The sequence below is a fragment of the Mycobacterium sp. E2462 genome, from assembly GCF_001672685.1.
GTDB lineage: Bacteria > Actinomycetota > Actinomycetes > Mycobacteriales > Mycobacteriaceae > Mycobacterium.
This window is the reverse complement of sequence record NZ_LZKC01000089.1, coordinates 1-13,336: the sequence shown is the minus strand read 5'-3', so window position 1 is coordinate 13,336 and position 13,336 is coordinate 1. Positions and strand designations below refer to the sequence as shown.

General features: G+C 70.6%; 14 protein-coding genes. 4 read left to right on the top strand and 10 right to left on the bottom strand.

What is annotated here, in order from left to right; genetic code table 11:
• Both A5714_RS26930 and A5714_RS04495 read right to left on the bottom strand, forming a co-directional pair.
• Window positions 1-780: hypothetical protein (locus A5714_RS26930; protein WP_068283157.1), on the bottom strand; the 780-nt coding region annotated here is incomplete at its 3' end.
• Window positions 777-1,793: a Ppx/GppA family phosphatase gene (locus A5714_RS04495; RefSeq protein ID WP_068073606.1), complete on the bottom strand. Its 1,017-nt coding sequence runs from the start codon at window positions 1,791-1,793 to the stop codon at window positions 777-779. The genes A5714_RS26930 and A5714_RS04495, both read right to left, overlap by 4 nt.
• Before the next feature lie 118 nt (window positions 1,794-1,911).
• Here A5714_RS04495 and A5714_RS04490 point away from each other — a divergent pair, with 118 nt between their 5' ends.
• Entirely contained in the window at window positions 1,912-2,706 is a 795-nt protein-coding gene (locus tag A5714_RS04490; RefSeq protein WP_068073604.1) for a hypothetical protein, read from the top strand.
• Between the two features lie 31 nt (window positions 2,707-2,737).
• On the opposite strand, the gene regX is transcribed toward A5714_RS04490, so the two are convergent.
• The 6 genes from regX to A5714_RS04460 form a co-directional block, all read right to left on the bottom strand.
• Window positions 2,738-3,421 (bottom strand): two-component sensory transduction protein RegX, encoded by a 684-nt coding sequence (gene regX / locus A5714_RS04485; RefSeq protein ID WP_007768263.1) that lies wholly within the window; start codon window positions 3,419-3,421, stop codon window positions 2,738-2,740.
• Between the two features lie 49 nt (window positions 3,422-3,470).
• On the bottom strand, window positions 3,471-4,700 hold the full coding sequence (locus A5714_RS04480; protein ID WP_156671383.1) for a cell wall metabolism sensor histidine kinase WalK: 1,230 nt from the start codon (window positions 4,698-4,700) through the stop codon (window positions 3,471-3,473).
• A 151-nt stretch (window positions 4,701-4,851) separates the two neighbouring features.
• Window positions 4,852-5,601 (bottom strand): phosphoglyceromutase, encoded by a 750-nt coding sequence (locus tag A5714_RS04475; RefSeq protein WP_068073601.1) that lies wholly within the window; start codon window positions 5,599-5,601, stop codon window positions 4,852-4,854.
• 110 nt (window positions 5,602-5,711) lie between these two features.
• Entirely contained in the window at window positions 5,712-6,224 is a 513-nt protein-coding gene (locus tag A5714_RS04470) for a YbjN domain-containing protein (RefSeq protein WP_068283154.1), read from the bottom strand.
• Complete coding sequence (gene mshA, locus A5714_RS04465) at window positions 6,221-7,495, bottom strand: D-inositol-3-phosphate glycosyltransferase (RefSeq protein ID WP_068283151.1); 1,275 nt, start codon at window positions 7,493-7,495, stop codon at window positions 6,221-6,223. The genes A5714_RS04470 and mshA overlap by 4 nt, the downstream gene beginning before the upstream one ends.
• A gap of 60 nt (window positions 7,496-7,555) precedes the next feature.
• Entirely contained in the window at window positions 7,556-8,836 is a 1,281-nt protein-coding gene (locus A5714_RS04460) for an ROK family protein (protein ID WP_369829422.1), read from the bottom strand.
• A 233-nt stretch (window positions 8,837-9,069) separates the two neighbouring features.
• On the opposite strand from A5714_RS04460, the gene A5714_RS04455 reads away from it, so the two are divergent.
• Window positions 9,070-9,819, top strand: a complete 750-nt coding sequence (locus A5714_RS04455; protein WP_068073591.1) for an SDR family oxidoreductase — start codon at window positions 9,070-9,072, stop codon at window positions 9,817-9,819.
• On the opposite strand, the gene A5714_RS04450 is transcribed toward A5714_RS04455, so the two are convergent.
• Window positions 9,803-11,164: an Ig-like domain-containing protein gene (locus A5714_RS04450; RefSeq protein WP_068073589.1), complete on the bottom strand. Its 1,362-nt coding sequence runs from the start codon at window positions 11,162-11,164 to the stop codon at window positions 9,803-9,805. The genes A5714_RS04455 and A5714_RS04450 overlap by 17 nt on opposite strands.
• Window positions 11,165-11,235: 71 nt before the next feature.
• The gene (locus A5714_RS04445) at window positions 11,236-12,333 is read right to left on the bottom strand and encodes a UDP-N-acetylmuramate dehydrogenase (protein ID WP_068073585.1); all 1,098 of its coding nucleotides are present in this window, start codon (window positions 12,331-12,333) and stop codon (window positions 11,236-11,238) included.
• Window positions 12,334-12,359: 26 nt separating this feature from the next.
• Here A5714_RS04445 and A5714_RS04440 point away from each other — a divergent pair, with 26 nt between their 5' ends.
• Window positions 12,360-12,878, top strand: a complete 519-nt coding sequence (locus A5714_RS04440; protein WP_068283142.1) for a DUF2505 domain-containing protein — start codon at window positions 12,360-12,362, stop codon at window positions 12,876-12,878.
• Window positions 12,879-12,924: 46 nt separating this feature from the next.
• Window positions 12,925-13,336, top strand: a 412-nt coding sequence (locus tag A5714_RS04435) for a nitrilase-related carbon-nitrogen hydrolase (RefSeq protein WP_304528502.1), incomplete at its 3' end; no start/stop codon positions are given.

The window sequence follows — 13,336 nt, the reverse complement described above, 5'->3', positions numbered from 1 at the left end:
GCTGACCGCGACCGCGATCAGTGTGCTGGCGATGTCCTCGGTTTTGCGGACCACCCGAACACCGACCACCAGGCCGACGAGGGTCGCCCGGCCACGGGCGCCGGCCCGCTCGGGCAAGCGGCGGGCGCCGAGGAGATGAGCTTCGACCCGCTGGATCATTACGCCGACATCCCGGTCGACGTCATGGACTCCGAGGTGCGTGAGGCCGAGACCGCGTCCGAGGATTCCGCCTACGTGCGTTCCTTCCTGCGGACCGAGGACTCGGAGCTGCTCGACGAGGATGGCGCGGCCCCGGGCGACGCCCCCCTGACGGACGGGCACGCCGACCCCGCACCCGGCGACGCCGAGACCCCGCCGGCGCAGGGACGCTTGGAGAACCTCTGGCACGGCGCCCTGGTGGTGCTGCAGTCGATCATGGCCGTCGCCTTCGGCGCCGGCTTGTTCGTCGCGTTCGACCAACTGTGGCGCTGGAACAGCATCGTCGCGCTGGTGCTCTCCGTGCTGGTGATCCTCGGCCGCGGGGGGTTCGGGAGCTTCCGGCGCGGCCGGCGCGCCGGTCTGGGCGGTGTCGTCGGCGTCGGGCTCGTCGAAGTCGTCGTCGCGGATCACCGGGATTTCGCCGGTGAGTTCGGCGACGGTCACCGCGTCGCTGTCACCGCGCCGACGCCGCCGGCGCCGGGTGACGGCCGGCGCGCCGATGGTTCCATTCCTGGCCAGCAATTCGGCGACCGAGATGGGCCTGGTGTTGTCGCCCTCGGCCTCGGGGTGCGGTCCGGTCATGGTTTGTCGCCTCTCGATCGGCTTCCGTTCCGATCAACTGCCTGCCCTCCAGCATCGCGCACGGACGGACCCATCAAGGCCGTTCCGTCCGCTTCGCTGTCGAGTTTGCGCAGAATGAGACCTTCCCGTAATGCCCACGGGCAAATATCGACCGATTCGATAGACAGCGCTCGCATGCTCGCCTCCGCCACCAACGCGCCCGCCACGATCTGCGGCGCCCGCTCGGCGCTCACCCCTTCCAGTTCTGCCCGGTCAGCGGTCGTCATCCTAGAGATGAAAGATATGAGTTGCCTGAGGCCGTTCGCGGTCAGCGTTCGTTTGACGCGCGGCCCGGCGGCCGACGGGGCCGCACCGGTGAGCCGCGCCAGCGAGCGGAACGTCTTGGATGTCGCCACCGCCAGGTCGGGGTGGCCCGCCTCCAGGACGCTCACGCTGGCCTCGGCCAGCTCGGCGTCCAGCCAATCCCGCAGCATCGCCACCCGGCGCCGGCCGGGCGGGTCGTCGGGCAACCATTCACGGGTCAACCGCCCGGCGCCGAGCGGCAGCGACAACGCGACCTCGGGCTCCTCGTCGACGCCGCTGGACATCTCCAGCGAGCCGCCCCCGATGTCGAGGTTGATGATGCGCCCCGCGCTCCAGCCGTACCACCGGCGCACCGCCAGGAAGGTGAACCGCGACTCGGCCACCCCGGTCAGCACCTGCAGCTCGACCCCGGTCTCCTTACGCACCCGGGCGAGCACGTCGTCGGAGTTTTCGGCGTCGCGCACCGCCGACGTGGCGAACGCCATCAGCTCCGCGCAGCCCGAGCTGTCCGCGATCTTGGCGAACTCGTCGATGGTCGAGATCAGCTTCTCGGCGCCCCGCTTGGTGAGCTTGCCGGAGCTGTCGATCGACTCCGCCAGCCGCAGCGTGGCCTTCGTGGAGCTCATCGGCGTCGGGTGCCCGCCGCGGTGGGCGTCGACCACCAGCAGATGGACCGTGTTGCTGCCCACGTCGAGCACACCCAATCGCACGACAACAACCTAACGTGGCCGTCGGAGCGCGTGCTTTTCGAGACCCGGTTTCACCGCCGTGACGAGGACCATAGGGGCCGAGTGTCAGCGAACCGGACGGCACGAATCGTGGTCTACCGTGGACTGCGTGGCGAATTCGCAACCCCGGCCGGGGGAAGAGGTCGAGCTGGACTTCGCCCGCGAATGGGTGGAGTTCTACGACCCAGACAATCCCGAGCACCTGATCGCGGCCGACCTGACCTGGCTGCTGTCGCGCTGGACCTGTGTTTTCGGCACCCCGGCCTGCCAAGGCACCGTGGCGGGCCGCCCGGACGACGGGTGCTGCTCGCACGGCGCCTTCCTCTCCGACGACGACGACCGCGCCCGCCTCGACGACGCGGTGCAGCAGCTGACCGACAGCGACTGGCAGTTCCGCGAAAAAGGTCTGGGGCGCAAGGGATACCTGGAGCTCGACGAGCACGACGGGCAACCGCAGTACCGCACCCGCAAGCACAAGGACGCCTGCATCTTCTTGAACCGTCCCGGTTTCCCCGGCGGCGTCGGCTGCGCGCTGCACAGCAAGGCCCTCAAGCTGGGGGTGCCGCCGCTGACCATGAAGCCCGACGTGTGCTGGCAGCTGCCGATCCGCCGCAGCCAGGAGTGGGTGACCCGGCCCGACGGCAGCGAGATCCTCAAGACCTGGGTCACCGAGTACGACCGCCGCGGCTGGGGCTCCGGCGGCGCCGACCTGCACTGGTACTGCACCGGCGACCCGGCCGCGCACGTCGGCGCCACGCAGGTGTGGGAGAGCCTGGCCGACGAGCTGACCGAGCTGCTGGGCAGCAAGGCCTACGCGGAGCTGGCCGCAATGTGTAAGCGGCGCAGCAAGTTAGGGCTTATCGCCGTGCACCCGGCGACGCGCATCGCCGAGTAGCCGCCGCGACGTAGGCCCGAGGTGGGCCCCGTCAGCCCTCGAGCTTGTATCCGAGGCCGCGCACGGTCACCAGGTGCACCGGGTTGGCCGGGTCGGCCTCGATCTTGGACCGCAGCCGCTTGACGTGCACGTCGAGCGTCTTGGTGTCGCCGACGTAGTCCGCGCCCCACACCCGGTCGATCAGCTGACCGCGGGTCAGCACCCGGCCGCTGTTGCGCATCAGGTACTCGAGAAGGTCGAACTCCTTGAGCGGCAACGTGATCGTGTCGCCGTTGACCGAGACGACGTGGCGTTCGACGTCCATCCGCACCGGCCCGGATTCGAGCACGCCGTCGCTGATCTCCGAATCGTCGTCGCCGCCGCGGCGCAACACCGCCCGGATCCGGGCGATCAACTCGCGTGCCGAATACGGCTTGGTCACATAGTCGTCGGCGCCCAACTCCAGCCCGACGACCTTGTCGATCTCACTGTCGCGGGCGGTCACCATGATCACCGGCACGCTGGAGCGGGCCCGCAACTGCTTGCACACGTCGGTGCCCGACATGCCGGGCAGCATGAGGTCGAGCAGGACGATGTCGGCGCCGCCGCGGTCGAACTCGGCGAGCGCCGCCGAGCCATCGGTCACCACGGTGGCCTCAAAGCCCTCCTTGCGGAGCAGGAACGCCAGCGGGTCGGCCAGCGACTCCTCGTCCTCCACAATCAGCACACTCGTCATCGGCGCGATTCCTCCTCATCGCTGCGCCCTGCATCGTCATACGCGCGCGTCATCGGCTCAGTTCTTCCTCTCGTTGTGACCGGCCGGGCCGCACCTCGCGGCCCTGCAATTGGTCGGCCTGCTCCTCGCCGTCGTCCGACGGCAGCGCCGCCGGAATCGACAACGTGAACGTCGATCCGGTGCCCGGCTTGCTCCACACCCCGATGCTGCCGTTGTGGTTGGCGGCGACGTGCTTGACGATGGCCAGACCCAGCCCGCTGCCACCGGTGGCGCGCGACCGCGCCTTGTCGCCGCGGAAGAACCGCTCGAACACCCGCTCCTGGTCCTCGAGCGCGATCCCGATGCCGCGGTCGGTGACGGCGATCTCGATGTTCTCCCCGCGGCGGCGACGGCTGATGGACACCGGCGAGCCCGGCGGCGAATAGGCGATCGCGTTCGACACCAGGTTGGCCAGGGCCGTCACCAGCAGGGTCTCGTCGCCCAGCACCCGCAGGCCGCTGGGGGCGTCGGTACGCACTTCGATGTCGGCGTTGTCGGCACCCACCTTGTGCCGCGAAATCGCCTCGGTCACAACGCGATCGACGTCAACCTCGGTGACATTGGGCAACCGCTCGGCCCCCTGCAGCCGGGACAGCTCGATCAGCTCGGCCACCATGTCGCCCAGCCGGTTCGCCTCGACGAGGACCCGCTCGGCGAAGCGCCGGACGGTCTCGGAATCGTCGGCCGACGCCAGCAGGGCCTCGGCGAGCAGCGCCATGGCGCCGACGGGCGTCTTGAGCTCGTGGCTGACGTTGGCCACGAAGTCGCGCCGGGTCGCCTCCATGCGGGCGTAGTCGGACTGATCGTGGGCGAAGACCACGGCGAAGCGCCGGTCTTCCTCGCTGAGAAGCCGGGCCTGCCCGTGCACCGAGAGCCCGGAGCGCCCACCCGTGCGCTTCGCCGGCCTCAGGTCGAACTCGACGTCCACACCGCTCAGGGCCTGCTGCGCGGCCTCCCACGCGTGGTCGTCGAGTTGACGGTCGCGGACCAGGCCCAACTCCTTGGCGCGGTCGTTGAGGTAGACGACGTCGCGGTGGGAATCGACCACGGCGGCGCCCATCGGCATCAGCGCGACGATCTGCTGGAGCATCTGCGCGACCGTGATGCCGCTCCACGCGGTGTTCACCTGCTGGCGGCGCTGCGTCGCCCGGCCCGACAGCCGGATACCGGCCACCACTCCCACGGCCAGCGCCAGCACGGACACGACCCCGGCGAGTAACACCGCCGAGAACACAGTCACATAGCAAATCCTACAAATCTTCCTTAACGCCGCCCTAGCGGAGCGAGGCCAAAATCGGACAAGTCACACATTGCGCCACAGGTGTTCCGCTGCCGTTTACGCGGAGTTTGGCATCCGGGGGGCCGGTGCTCAGGAAGGGTGGTCAGCCCGCTTACTTGCCGCCTTGATTGGCGACGGCGGCGGCCCCGGCGGCGGCGGCCTCCGGGTCCAGGTAGCTGCCGCCTGGCAGCAACGGGCGCAGGTCGGCGTCCAGGTCATAGCGCAGCGGAATGCCGGTCGGGATGTTCAGGCCGGCGATCTCCTCGTCGGACACCTGGTCGAGGTGCTTGACCAACGCCCGCAGGGAGTTGCCGTGGGCCACGATCAACACCGTCTTGCCGCTGCGCAGGTCGGGGACGATGACGTCGGTGAAGTACGGCAGGAACCGCACCACCACGTCGGCCAGGCACTCGGTGAGCGGGCCGCCGCCGATGTCGGCGTAGCGGGGGTCGGCGTCCTGGCTGTAGGTGCTGCCCTTCTCTATCGGCGGCGGCGGGATGTCGTAGCTGCGCCGCCAGGCCATGAACTGCTCGTCGCCGTACCGGGCCTTGGTTTCGGCCTTGTCCAAGCCCTGCAGCGCGCCGTAATGGCGCTCGTTGAGGCGCCAGCTGCGATGCACGGGGATCCACAACCGGTCGGCGGCGTCCAGGGCCAGGTGTGCGGTGGTGATGGCGCGGCGCAGCAGCGACGTGTAGAGCACGTCGGGCAGCAGGCCGTGCTCGGCCAGGAGCTGGCCGCTGCGCACCGCCTCGGCGCGCCCCTTGTCGGTGAGCCCGACGTCCACCCAGCCGGTGAAGAGGTTCAGCGAGTTCCATTCGCTTTCGCCATGGCGAAGCAGCACCAGCGTGGCAGTGTCACCCATGCACAGAGTCTCTCACGCAGCGTCTGCGGCTCGCCGAGCGTAAGCCCACTGCGGGATTCGGGCCCCAGCAGCGCGGCCAACTTACGGTCGCGGAGCCGAGGTCGTCACCGCTAGTCCGAATCGTCGTCGTCGATGAGATGCGCGAAGGCCTGCAGGTTCTTCAGCGACTCACCGCGCGACACCCGCCACTCCCATTCCTTCTGGATGGACGAGCGGAAACCCAACTCCAGCAACGTGTTGAAGTCGGCGTCCACCGCCTCGAGCACCTGCCCGAGCACCCGGTCGAGCTCGTCGGCGTCCACCGACGCCAGCGACATGCGCCCGACCAGGTAGATGTCCCCGACGTTGTCCAACGTGTAGGCCACGCCGTAGAGCCGCCGGTTGCGCTTGAGCAGGAACCGGTAGACGCCCTCGTTGTTCTCGTCGGGCTTGCGGCACACGAACGCCTCCACCCGCACCGAATGCTCGCCGACGGTCAGGATGGTGTTGGTCTTGAGCCTGCGCTCCCCCGGCAGCTCGACCACCAGGCCGGGCAACCCGCCATGCGCCCCTTCGTGTTTCGAGTAGGTCAGCCCGCTGCCCCGCAGCGCGTCCTCGATCGTCTCGGTCACGGTCGTCGTCATGCGCCCACTCCCCTGCGCTCGGCGGTGTAGTCCCGGATGGCGCGTCGATAGCTGCCCAACAGCGCGTCGGTGGTGTGATCCCAGGAGAAGGTGGCCGCGTGCGCGGCGGCCGCGGCGCTCATCTGCGTCGCCCGCGCTGCCGGCAGGCGCAGCATCCGGTCCAGGGCCGCCGCCCACCGGTCCACGTCGTGCCCGTCCACCAGGGACCCGGTCACGCCGTCGCGCACGGCCACGGGCAACCCCCCGACCGCGGCGGCCACCACCGGCGTGCCGCACGCCTGCGCCTCCAGCGCGACCAGGCCGAACGACTCGGAGTAGCTGGGCACGGCGACCAGGTCGGCGGCGCGGAACAGGGTGGCCAGGTCGGGGCGGCTCTGCGGGGGCAGGAACGTCACCCGGTCGGTGATGCCCAGCGCCGCGGCGAGCCGGATCAGCCCGTCGGGGGTGGCCAGCCCGCTGCCCGACGGGCCACCGGCCACGACGACGCGCACCCCCGGCAGCTGCGCGGCGGCGCGCAACACGATGTCGGGCGCCTTGAGCGGCTGAATCCGGCCGACGAACGCGACCACGGGCTCATCGACGCCCAGGCCCAACGCGGCGCGCGCGGCGCGGCGGTCGCCCGGGCGGAACACCTCGAGGTCGACCCCGGGATGCACGACGTCGATGCGTCCCGGGTCCGCGTGGTGGATCGAGATCAGCTGCTTGGCCTCGTCGTCGGTGTTGACGATCAACCGGTCGGCCTCGTCGACCACCTGCTGTTCCCCGACCGTGCGCAGCGGCGGCTCCGGCGTGTCCCCGTCCGCCAGCGCGGCGTTCTTGACCGCGGCCAGCGTGTGCGCGGTGTGCACCAGCGGCACCGCCCACCGGTCGCGGGCCAGCCACCCGACCTGCCCGGACAGCCAGTAGTGGGAGTGCACGATGTCGTAATAGCCCGGCTCGTGCGACGCCTCGGCGCGCAGCACCGCTGCCGCGAACGCGCACAGCTGGGTGGGCAGGTCGTACTTGTCGAGGCCCTCGAACGGGCCGGCGACCACGTTGCGCACCAGCACCCCGGGCGCCACCCGCGCGACCGGCGGGTCGGCGGACGCGGTCGCCCTGGTGAAGATCTCGACCTCGATGCCCCGCCGCGCCAGGTGCAGCGCGGTCTGCAGGACGTAGACGTTCATGCCCCCGGCATCGCCGGTGCCGGGCTGGGCCAGCGGGGAGGTGTGCACCGCCAACACTGCGACCCGACGCGGCTCATTCAGCCGGTAGACGTCATCGTGCCGCACTCTGTCATCTTTACAGGACGATCCGCCGGTCAGACCAAGCGCGCAGGACACGGGGTCGCGTCAGGCGGACGACTCGTCCCGAGCGTCGTCACGCAGCCGGGCGTCCAGCGCGCCGGCCCGCCGCATCGCGCCCAGCGGGTCGGCGTACAGCCCGGCCAGCGAGACGGTGCCCGCGCCGGCCTCCTGCACCCGGTTGCCGAAGACGGTGACGCGGATGTCGCGCGGTCCCAGCACGGACCGCTCGGCGAAGGCCGCCTCGACGGCATCCATGGCCTCGGGGTACTCGGTGAAGCCCTGGCCGCCGACCACCAGCTCGTCGGGGTTGAGCATGTCGCGCAGCAGCGCGACCGCCTCGCCGAGGACCCGGCCGCGCTCGGCCAGCAGGTCCTTGGCCTGCTGGTTGCCCGCGCGGGCGATCCGCAACAGGTCGCTGATGCCGGCGGCGGACCCGGCGGCGCGACCGGTGGGGGCGAACGGCAGGATCCGCAGCTGGCGCGCCGCGGCCACCACGGCTTCGTCGCTCACCGTCGACTCCAGCTGCCCGGTACCCCCGAGCAGCTCCGAGTGGGCCGGCAGGGCCGCGATGGTGCCGGGGCCGCTGGTGGGGCAGTGCACCCGGCCGCCGATCACCAAGGCGTAGCCCACGGTCTCGCGGGCGTAGACGTAGAGGCTGGTCGGCGAGCTGGGCAGGAACCGCCGCATGCCGAGCAGCAGCTCGGCGCCGGCCATCGAGTCGACGTGCGAGGCCACCGACACCGGCAGGCCCAGCGCGTCGGCCAACACCGATCCCACCGGGGCCTGCCGCCAACCCAACCGCGGGTGGTCCACGTGACCGGTGGCGCTGTCGACGGTGCCGCCGATGGCGACGCCCACCCACAGCGGCCGGCGCCGGTGCCAGCGCCTGAGGTACCGCCTGGCGCTGTCGGCCAGCGACGCCAGCGCGGGCCCGGCGGGGTTGCGCGGCGTGGGCGTCTCGACGGTGTCCAGGGTCCGGCCGAACAGGTCGGTGGCCACGATGCTGGTGGTCCGCGCGCCGATGTGGATGCCCAGCGTCACGAACGGCTCGTGATTGACCTCGACGGGGACGCGGGGACGCCCGATCGCCCCGGAGACGGCCAGGTCGGCGCGCTCACGGAGCAGGCCGGCCTCGAGCAGCGCGATGACCTGACGGTTGACGGTGGCGATGCTGAGCGAGGTGACGTTGGCGATGACGTCACGGCCGACGGGGCCGCGCAGCCGGACGGCGCGGAACACCGAGGCCGCCGCGGAGTCGGGGATGTGCAGCGCCGGCGGCACGATCTGCCGGCGCACCGACCGATGGGCCTTCTGGCCCGATCCCAGGGCTACCGCCCGATTAGAAGAATGGTGCGAATGAGTGAGGGTGTTCGAGCGCACGAGCGTCCTTTGTCCGAATTTGCTGGCCGGTCGTTGGCCACGTCCTGGTCTGGGTCAGGAGCGGCAAAGTGCGCAGCAACAACACGCACCCGCCGCGCAAAGACACGCGGTGGTGGTGGTGTGGGACAGGGCGCTGAGGTGCACAACGGAAATTTAGCACGTTCATTACAGTTATTCCGGTGACGGGATTCGGCGAAAATCAACGGGTAGCAGTGGTGACCGGGGCCAGCTCCGGGATTGGCGAGGCAACCGCGCGAATCCTTGCTGCGCAGGGCTTTCACGTCGTCGCGGTGGCCCGCAGGGCGGACCGCATCGAGGCGCTGGCTAACGACATCGGCGGCACCGCGATTGTGGCTGATGTCACAGACGATGCGGCGGTGGCGGCGCTGGCCGAACGGCTGAGCCGGGTGGACGTTCTGGTGAACAACGCCGGCGGGGCACGGGGCCTGGCGCCCGTCGCCGAGGCCGACCTGGAGCACTGGCGCTGGATGTGGGAGACCAACGTGCTGGGCACGTTGCGGGTCACCCGGGCGCTCCTGCCCCAGCTGATCGCCTCCGGCGACGGGTTGATTGTGACCGTGACTTCGGTTGCGGCGCTTGAGGTTTACGACGGCGGCGCCGGCTACACCGCGGCCAAGCACGGCCAGGGGGCGTTGCACCGCACGCTGCGCGGCGAGCTGTTAGGCAAACCGGTCCGGCTCACCGAAATCGCCCCGGGTGCGGTCGAGACCGAGTTCTCGCTGATTCGCTTCGACGGGGACCAGCAACGCGCGGACGCCGTGTACAGCGGCATCACGCCGCTGGTGGCGGCCGACGTGGCCGAGGTGATCGGGTTCGTGGCTTCGCGGCCGCCGCACGTCGACCTGGACCTGATCGTCCTCAAACCGCGTGATCAGGCGTCGACGAGCCGGTTCAACCGCCGGAGCTAGTCGACGTCGGACTGGTCGACGTCGAAGTCGGACTGGTCGACGTGGAGGTCGTCGTCGTCGGCGTGCCGGACAGGGTGGGCGCGTTCGACGGCGTCACCGGCGCGGTGACCGGGATCTGGGTCGACGGCGGGCGCGCGGTCGGGGGCGGCAGCGCCGACATGGCCACCCAGGTGTCCCAGTCCACGGCCCAGTCCCAGATGTCGCCGTCGGAGTACGACAGCTGGATCGTGCTGCCGGTGACTTCGACCGGGTCCCCGTACATGGCGGTGTGGAAATACTGCTCGGCGTCGCTGGTCGAGAGGTTGATGCAGCCGTTCGTGACGTTGCTGTTGCCCTGCGCCCCCGCGCTGGACGGGTTGGCGTGGATGAACTCGCCGTTGTTGGAGATGCGGACCGCCCAGCGTTCGTGCACGTTGCTGTAACCGGCGGCGGGATTGGACATGTAGAAGTCGGAGTACTTCTCGCTGACGACGTGGATGCCGTTGCGGGTCACGTTGCGCGCCTTGTCCGCCTCGCCGTAGCTGCACGGGAAGTCCATGACGACGCCCTCGTCGCGCACCACCTGGATCCGGTGTGACGAGACCTCGGCCTTGACCACCTGCCGGCGGCCGATCTGAATGTTCAACGAGATGTCGTCGGCGCCGTAGGCGTTGTCACCGAACGGCAGGCCGTAGAGCTTGGCCTCCACGTTGACGGTGGTGCCCGCGGGGTAGTACTCGCGGGTGCGCCAATGCGCGCGGGCGCCCTGCGCCTCGTCGGGCAGCCAGGCCCAGCTGCCCTCGACCGGCGGGTTCGTGGTCACCGTGAGGGCCTTCTCGACGGCCGCCTTGTCACTGATCGGCGCGTCGAACTGGATGATGATGGGCGCGGCGACGCCGACGGTCTGGCCGTCCGCCAACTGGAAGGCGCCACCGATCTTCTTGGTCGGGGCCACCGTCGTGAACTTGCCCGCGACGGGGAGCGCCTTGCCGTCGTGCCCGACGGCCGACCCGCTCCAGGTGTAGGTCGTGTCATAGCCCAGCGGCTCGGTGGTCGAGTAGACCGTGCGGTCGGCGTTGAACGCGCCGGCGACGGCCTTGCCCGCCGAGTTGGTCAGCGTCACCTTCTGGAACCAGCCGTCGGTGATCTCCACGCTGACCGGGGTGACCGGCACCACGTTCTCGGCGGAGGTCGCCGGCGAGTACTTGATCTGGGGAGCCGGCTGCTCCTTTTTCTCCGCTTGCTTGGCGGTCGAGCCGGAGCAGGCGGCCAGCACGCCGGGAGAGAGCACACCGAGCCCGAGGGTCGCCAAAGCCAGACGCCGGTTGATCGGCTTCGGCGGGCGGGACGGGCTCACGAAAGACAAAGATACCGGGCAGAATCGGCCAACTCGGTCGCGACGAAGCGGCGCCGCGCGCGGCGCGGCGAAATTTGCGGCTACAGCCTGCAGCCGACCAGGACGGGCTCGGGCTCCAATGTGATACCAAACACGCTGCGGACTCCGTCACGGACGGTCCGGGCCAGGGCCAGCACATCGTCCGAGCGGGCGTGCCCGCGGTTGGTCAGTGCCAGCGCGTGCTTGGTGGACAGCCGGCAGGGTGGTTCGCCGCAGGCGCCGTCCGGTTGCGGATAGCCCTTGCCGAAGCCGGCCCGCTCCACCAGCCAGCCGGCGGCGAGCTTGACCCCGTCCGGGGCCGGGTAGTGCGGCACCGGCCCGGCGGTGTCGCGCGCGAGGCGGTCGTAGACCTCGGGGGCGACGACCGGGTTGGTGAAGAAGGAACCGACGCTCCAGGTGTCATGGTCGGCGGTGTCGAGCACCATGCCCTTGCGGCCCCGCAACGCCAGCACCGCGTCGCGCACGGCGCGCGGGTCCGCGCGCTCGCCGGCGCGGACGCCCAGCGCGGCGGTCAGCTCGGCGTAGCGCAGCGGGGCGCTGCGGCCCGACGCGTCCAGCGCGAACTCCACCTCCAACACCACCAGCGGCAGCCGCTGTCCGGCCCGTTTGAGCACGCTGGTGCGGTAGCCGAAGCCCAGCTCACCGGCCGGCAGCCAGCGCGTCTCGCCGCTGGCGCGGTCCAGCACCCGCACCCGGGTGATGCTGTCGGAGACCTCCACGCCGTAGGCTCCCACGTTCTGCACCGGGGTGGCCCCGGCCGAGCCGGGGATGCCGGACAGGCATTCCAGGCCGCCGAGGCCGTGGTCGAGGGCCGTGACGACGACGTCGTCCCAGCCCGCGCCCGCCTCGGCGCGGACCAGGTTGCCCTCGACGGCGATGCCGTCGTTGGCCAGCCGCACCGCGGTCAGGTCGGTCAGCGAGTCGGCGAGTACCACGTTGGATCCGCCGGCGAACACCAGCACGCGTTCGGCGGCGTGGCGGTCGAGTTGCCGCAGGACCGCGATCACCTGCTCGCTGGAGACGCAGGTGATGAGGCGACGCGCGACCGGCCCCACCCGCAGGGTGGTCAGCGGCGCCAGCGGCACCCCCTCGGCCACCACCGCGCCGGCGAACTTCGCTCCGGCAGCGCTGGTCTTCATGGCCCGTAACGGTAGCCTGACCAGCTATGCCGCGTTCATTCGACTTGTCGGCCGACTACGACGGCAGCGTTGACCAGGTGCACCGCGCTTTCACGGACGAAAATTATTGGCGGGCCCGGCTGGCCGGCTCGGGCGTGGACGTCGCCACCCTGGAGTCGATGACCCTCGGCGAATCCGGGGAGGACACCGTCGAGGTGGTCACGCTGCAGGTCATCCGCAGCCACAAGTTGCCGGGTATGGTCACCCAGCTGCACGCCGGCGACCTGTGCATCCGCCGTGAGGAGTCCTGGGGGCCGGTGACCGGTGGGGCGGCGCAGGGTTCGGTCCTGGGCTCCATCGTCGACGCCCCGGTCAACCTGTCCGGCACCGCGGAGCTGGTGCCCATCGCCGAGACGGGCGGCACCCGGCTGACGTTCCGCGCGACCGTGCAGGTGCGCGTTCCGATCATCGGCGGAAAATTGGAGAACATCATCGGCAGCCAACTGGCCGAGCTGATGGCCGCCGAACAGCGGTTCACCACGGAGTGGATCGCCAAGACGGCCTGAGCCGTCGCCCGGTTCGCCGGGGCCCGCCGCGGCTAAGCTGGCTCCCATGCGAATCGCCTTGGCGCAGCTGCTCAGCGGCACCGATCCCGCGGCGAATCTGCAGCTGGTGCGGGATTACAGCGCCCAGGCCGCCGACGCCGGCGCGCGGTTGGTGGTGTTCCCGGAGGCCACCATGTGCCGCTTCGGTGTCCCGCTGGCGCCGGTCGCCGAGCCGGTCGACGGCCCCTGGGCCGATGGGGTGCGCCGGATCGCGACCAACTCCGGCCTTACCGTGGTCGCGGGGATGTTCACCCCGGCCGGTGACGGCCGGGTCAAGAACACGCTGATCGCCGCGGGTCCCGACGGGTCGAGCGCCCACTACGACAAGATCCACCTCTACGACGCGTTCGGGTTCACCGAGTCCCGCACGGTCGCCGCCGGCCGCGAGCCGGTGGTCATCGCCGTCGACGGGGTCGGCG